General features: G+C 31.6%; 4 protein-coding genes and 1 pseudogene. 3 read left to right on the forward strand and 2 right to left on the reverse strand.

The features are described from left to right. Positions 1–84: 84 nt before the first annotated feature. From K0R77_RS16795 to K0R77_RS16805, 3 genes are all read left to right on the forward strand, one after another. Positions 85–2,079, forward strand: coding sequence for a KUP/HAK/KT family potassium transporter (locus K0R77_RS16795; protein WP_300355062.1), 1,995 nt, complete (start codon positions 85–87; stop codon positions 2,077–2,079). A 77-nt stretch (positions 2,080–2,156) separates the two neighbouring features. Further along, complete coding sequence (locus tag K0R77_RS16800; protein WP_047444463.1) at positions 2,157–2,630, forward strand: Fur family transcriptional regulator; 474 nt, start codon at positions 2,157–2,159, stop codon at positions 2,628–2,630. 3 nt (positions 2,631–2,633) lie between these two features. Further along, entirely contained in the window at positions 2,634–4,370 is a 1,737-nt protein-coding gene (locus K0R77_RS16805; RefSeq protein WP_300355066.1) for an OstA-like protein, read from the forward strand. A gap of 224 nt (positions 4,371–4,594) precedes the next feature. Here the strand turns inward: K0R77_RS16805 and K0R77_RS16810 are convergent. Together K0R77_RS16810 and K0R77_RS16815 are read right to left on the reverse strand one after the other, a co-directional pair. Continuing rightward, a pseudogene (locus K0R77_RS16810) lies at positions 4,595–4,717 on the reverse strand (IS3 family transposase); the annotation flags it as partial. A 152-nt stretch (positions 4,718–4,869) separates the two neighbouring features. Next, on the reverse strand, positions 4,870–6,000 hold a 1,131-nt coding region (locus tag K0R77_RS16815; RefSeq protein ID WP_300355069.1), incomplete at its 5' end, for a hypothetical protein.

Raw genomic sequence — 6,000 nt, forward strand, 5'->3', positions numbered from 1 at the left:
TTTCATTTATACAATGCATGACTATTTGATCTCAGGATCATAAATTTAGTATACATTTGCGCATTCAAAAAATAATCAGCTGACATGGCAGAAGTTACAGAAGGAGGTCATCATATTGATCTTAAAAAACTTTCATTCGTAGGAGTTCTTGTTTCACTCGGAATTGTTTTCGGTGACATCGGTACATCACCACTTTACGTAATGAAAGCAATTGTGAATGCAAGAGAGGAAGGTGCTACAATGCCGTTTGACCAATATATTGAGGGTGCACTATCGTGTATTATCTGGACTTTAACTCTACAAACAACCCTGAAATATGTAATCATTGCACTTCGTGCAGACAATAAAGGTGAAGGTGGTATTTTGGCTCTTTTTTCATTAATCAAAAATCTGAAAAAGAGATGGCTTTATCTCATTGCCATCATCGGCGCATCGGCTTTAGTCGCTGATGGGGTAATCACGCCCTCACTTACTGTTATGTCTGCGATTGAAGGTTTAGAAATTTACAATCCACACACCCCAATTGTTCCTATTACTTGTGCAATTTTAATTGTAATCTTTGTAGTTCAGCAGTTTGGTACATCTTTTATAGGTAAATTTTTTGGTCCTGTAATGGTAATTTGGTTCTTGGTTTTGGGGATTCTAGGGTTTTTGCATCTGGTGCAGGATTTTTCTATTTTGAAGTCATTCAATCCTTATTATGCTTATAAACTGATTGTAAACTCACCAAGTGCAATTATTATCTTAGGAGCAGTTTTTTTATGTACTACAGGAGCCGAAGCTTTATATTCTGATCTTGGACACTGTGGTGCAAAGAATATACGAGTGAGTTGGGTTTTTGTTAAATTAATGCTTGTCTTAAATTATTTAGGGCAAGGTGCTTGGTTGTTGAAAAATTACGAAATTGTACAAGGAAATGGGGTAAATCCTTTTTTTGGAATTATGCCGGAATGGATGATTCTCCCAGGAGTTGTTTTGGCAACAGCAGCAGCAATTATAGCTTCTCAGGCTTTGATTACAGGATCTTTCACTATTTTTTCTGAGGCGATGTCCCTTAATTTATGGCCAAACCAAAAAATAGATTATCCTTCTGGTGTGAAAGGGCAAATGTATATTTCAAGAATAAATTGGGGATTGTTGTTATTTTGTATCATTGTAGTTTTGTATTTTAAAGAATCTCATAAGATGGAAGCTGCTTATGGTCTTTCGATAACAGTTACTATGTTTATGACCACTATTTTACTTACATTTTGGTTATTAAAGAAAAGAGTGAATAAACTTATTATTTTGAGTTTCTTTCTAATGTACGGTGCAATTGAACTAGGTTTCTTCAGTGCAAATATCATTAAATTCTTTGATGGCGGTTGGATTACAGTAGTCTTAGCTGGCTTTATAGGCGTTTGTATGTACTCATGGTACAATGGAAGACAAATAAAAGCTAAATTCATTAATTTTGTTAAAATAAGTAAATATGTTTCTATCATTAAAGATATGAAGCTGGATGAGACAATACCAAAATACTGTACCAACCTTGCGTATTTAAGCAGAGCAAAATATAATGACGAAATAGAATCAAAGATTATTTATTCCATAATTAAAAAACAGCCTAAAAGAGCAGATCATTATTTTATACTAAGTATTATAAATCAAGAAGATCCCTATACTTTTAAATATAGTGTAGAGGAAATCTTGCCGGGAACAATTTATAAAGTCAATTTCCTTTTAGGATTTAAAGTTGACAGAAGAATTAATGATTATTTCAATATGGTTTTGAAGGATCTGATGGCAGATGGTACAATTCCTTCAAGAAGTAGCCATCCATCGTTAAGAGCGCATAATATCCCGCCAGATTTGAAGTATGTTGTTATAGATAATACATATATCAATGATATACTTTTAACCGTGAAACAAAAAGTTACCTTGAGTTTGTACAACTTTGTGAAGTACATAGGAAGTGATGACTTTAAAGCTTGGGGAGTTACAATGCACAACGTAGAAGTAGAATCAGCACCTTTGACAGAAGAAACTATATCCGCAAACAGAATCGAGCAGTCAAACTTTACGGGTCATAATTTTTAGAATATCAGGTTTATACTCTCTCACATGGTATATTCCATTTAAATAAAAATCGATAAATTTGTACTATAATTTTTTTGATGGATACTTTACAAAAAGAAAAAAATATTACTCTAATAAAAGATGTTTTAAGAAATTACCTTCTTGAAAAGGGATTTCGTAACACACCTGAACGATACACCATTTTAGAGGAAATCTATAATATGGATCATCACTTCAATGTAGATGATCTGTATCTTCTGATGATGCAGAAGAAATATCATGTTTCTAAAGCAACAATCTACAACACCATAGAAATTTTCCTTGATGCAGGGCTGATCCGTAAGCATCAGTTTGGTGAAAAAACGCTGACATCATCATCTTACGAAAAATCGTATTTCGATAAGCAGCATGACCATTTGGTGATTTACAAAAAAGGTTCAGATAAAGAGATTGAAGAAATTATTGAGTTTTGCGACCCTAGAATTCAGGGAATTAAGGAAGCTATTGAAGAGGCTTTTGGCGTAAAAATTGATTCTCATTCGCTGTATTTTTACGGCACTAAGAATGATTAATCAATGAGAATATTTCTTTTTCTGTTTATTTTATTTTCCTCTTTCACGTTTGCACAGGATAAACCTAAACCTGTGCAGAGAGATCCGTTTCTACAGAATCCTGTAAAAAACCAGCCGCAGAAATCGAATCTTAATAATAAAGTAAAGATTATCCATGCGGATGAAATTAAGAAAGACACCAAATACGAAGGTAATAGATATCTTGTCGGTAACGTACAGATAGAACATCAAGGTTCAGTACTTACAGCAGATCTTGTTGTAATGTATGATGAAGAAAATTTTGTAAAAGCTTCTGGAAATACTAAACTTCAGAATACTGACGGCTCGGTAATCACCGCTTCGGAAATGGAATATGACGGAAACACGCAAAAAGGTGTTGCCAGAAAAAATGTAGTTCTGAATGATCCTAAAGGTACAGTAATAAAAACCGAAACCATGTATTATGACAGAGGCTCAAACCTTGCATATTATAATACGGGAGGAACCATCAACGATGGTAAAAGTACCACTTATTCAAAATCTGCTACGTATAATCTGACAAACCGTACAATCAACCTGACGGATAATGTAAGAATTGAAGATAAAGATTATATTTTAGACGGAATTAATGTCGTTCAGAATCAAAATACCAATATTGTTGATATCAATGGTCCTACTACCATTACGAACAGAAAAAATCCTAAGAACAGAATCTTTACAGAAAAAGGAACCCATAATCTCAATACTAAAGAATCTTTTCTGAATAAAAACTCGAAGATTTATTACAACGACAAAATTCTTACCGGCGATGCTCTCTATTTTAACCAACTGACAGGTTTTGGTACAGCGACAGGAAACGTGACTCTGGATGATCCTTTAGAAAAAAGATATCTGAAAGGTGGTTACGGAGAAATTTTCGAAAAGAAAGATTCTGCAATGATGACCAAAGGTGCTTATGCTGTAAAAATTCTTGAAAAAGATTCGATCTATTTTGCTGCAGAAAAAATACTTTCCTACCAAAAACTTGATTCAACGAAAGTTAAAAAAAGTTATTTGAGAGCCTTTAAAAAAGCCAGAATATATAAATCTAATGCTCAGGGAAGAGCAGATTCCATTGCTTTTAACGAAACCGACGGAGTTATGCATATGTATAAAGACCCGATTTTGTGGAGCGGTGAAAAACAGGTAACCGGTGATAAAGTTGAAGCTTATTTCAATACTCAAACAGAAAATATAGATTCTCTGAAAGTAATTGGAAACGGTTTTGCTATCAGCAAAGCAGATTCTCTGAATATGAAGGATGAATTTAACCAGGTGAAAGGTAAGCTCATGGCGGTTTATTACGAAGGTAAAAACATTAAAGAAATCAAGGTTATAGGAAATGCTCAGGCGATTACCTATGACGATGATTATAATGAAAAAACGAAAAAGAATGAAAGAATGGGAATTACTCTTTCTTCATGCGGGATCATTGGTTCTCTTTTTGAACAACAGGAGTTGCAGATTATTTCATGCAGTATCGGTTCGCAATCTTCCACTTATCCTATGAGTAAGATAGGTCCCGATAAAAAGAAGTTCCCTGATTTCAACTGGAATACCAAAGACAGGATCAGGAAATGGCAAGATATCCTCGTCGATTCTCCCAATTACGAAGAGATCAAATATGAGTCTGCAAACACACTCTTTAATCAGGCTCAGGAAATCATAGATAAACAGAAAGCTGCAGAAGAAGCAAAAAAACCGAAAAGGGTTAGAAGATAAAAGTAAAGACCAGTTGATTAAGCTGGTCTTTTTTGTTTTTAAAAGGTTATTTTCTTTTTTAATCTTTAGTATTCTTCTTTTCAAAGCCTTCTATAAGTTATATCATGAACTTGCAACTATTTTTGAGACAAAATTTATATACTCTTTATACTACATTTTTAGATTGATTAGACATTAAATTTTGATACTCTCTTATGGTTAAATTTCCTAAAGATTCGACGGAATCAATGCCTTCTCTGGATGTTGTAAAATGTTTCTATATATTCAAACACAGAGTTTTTGGTATGATCTCTAGTTTCATATTTATTTTGATAGACAAGTTCGGTTTTCAGAGTTTTAAAAAAACTCCGCTAATGTACCACTCTCTTTTCCATCTAATAATTCGTCGTCATCTTCATTGTAAATTTTGGTGTAATAATTTTTGGTTTTCTTTTTCTGTTTGGCATCTTTCAGTTTGCCTCAATTTACTTCCGTTATCAATGTACCATCGTTAAATGATTTATTTTAATTTTTCAATAAACTCATATGAAGTTTTTTCAAAAATTAAATTACCGAAATTTTTATTCGTCCAAGTTTTTACAGGTAAATTTTTATCTTGATTTACATCATAAATTTCCTTACTATATTGATGTAATATAAAATTATCATCTTGAAGTTTGAATGTTAAATAATTGTAATTATTGTATTTATCTTCAATATCTCTATTGTACTCTATAGTGAAATATTTTCCTTTTGTGACTGTTTTTTTGTATTCTTTTTGCCCTAAAAAGGGAGATGAGTCATTCTTTACCCATAATGAAAAAGAATTGCTATTATTTTTAAAAATTAATACTTGTGCATTAGCTATTTCATCAGATGATGAAGCAATATAGATTTTATCATCATCCGAATCATCATCTAAATCAGCATTAACTTCATCAATTATTTGGTATCCTGGCTTTAAGTAATTTTGAACATCATTTTGTTGTAACGAATACTCTTTCATACCATAGACTTCATTAATTTCATTTAGAAATTTTGTTTGTTCATCTTCATTAAATTCTTTTGATATTAAATTTTTAAAATGATTATACATTCTATTTTCATTATCAAAACTAGCAATCTCTTTTAAAAAATGAATATCTATAATTTTTTTATCTCTTTTAAAAAGTAATTGCAAATATTCAAGGTTATTTTTTTTTATATCTGATTCTTCACTTAGTTTTTTAACAACATGTTGAAATATCTTTTTATCCTCAAAATGAAAACTACAAACCAGATAAGTGAATAATTCATCTAATTGTTTATCTTTTAACCATGTATCAATTTCTTTCTCATTGGGACTAAATAATAATTTGTTGATTACAGTATTATATTCATTACTATGATCTAAATTCTTAAAATCATTTGAGTTATAATACTGTAAGCTACTTCTATTAAGTAAAGGAAGCTCGGATTTAAAAGAAACAATTTGATGAGTTGGAAAAACAATTAATTGAGGAGCATAACCATCTAAGCTATCTTTTTCGAAAATATGATGTGGAATTATTTGATTGTAAATCGTCATCAAAAAGTGGACATTAGATATTAAAGATTTAAGGAGTGTTTTCATAAAAAGAGTAATTTTAATTATGGCAACACCAAAAAAGAA

The organism is Chryseobacterium sp. (assembly GCF_029240215.1).
Classification (GTDB): domain Bacteria; phylum Bacteroidota; class Bacteroidia; order Flavobacteriales; family Weeksellaceae; genus Chryseobacterium.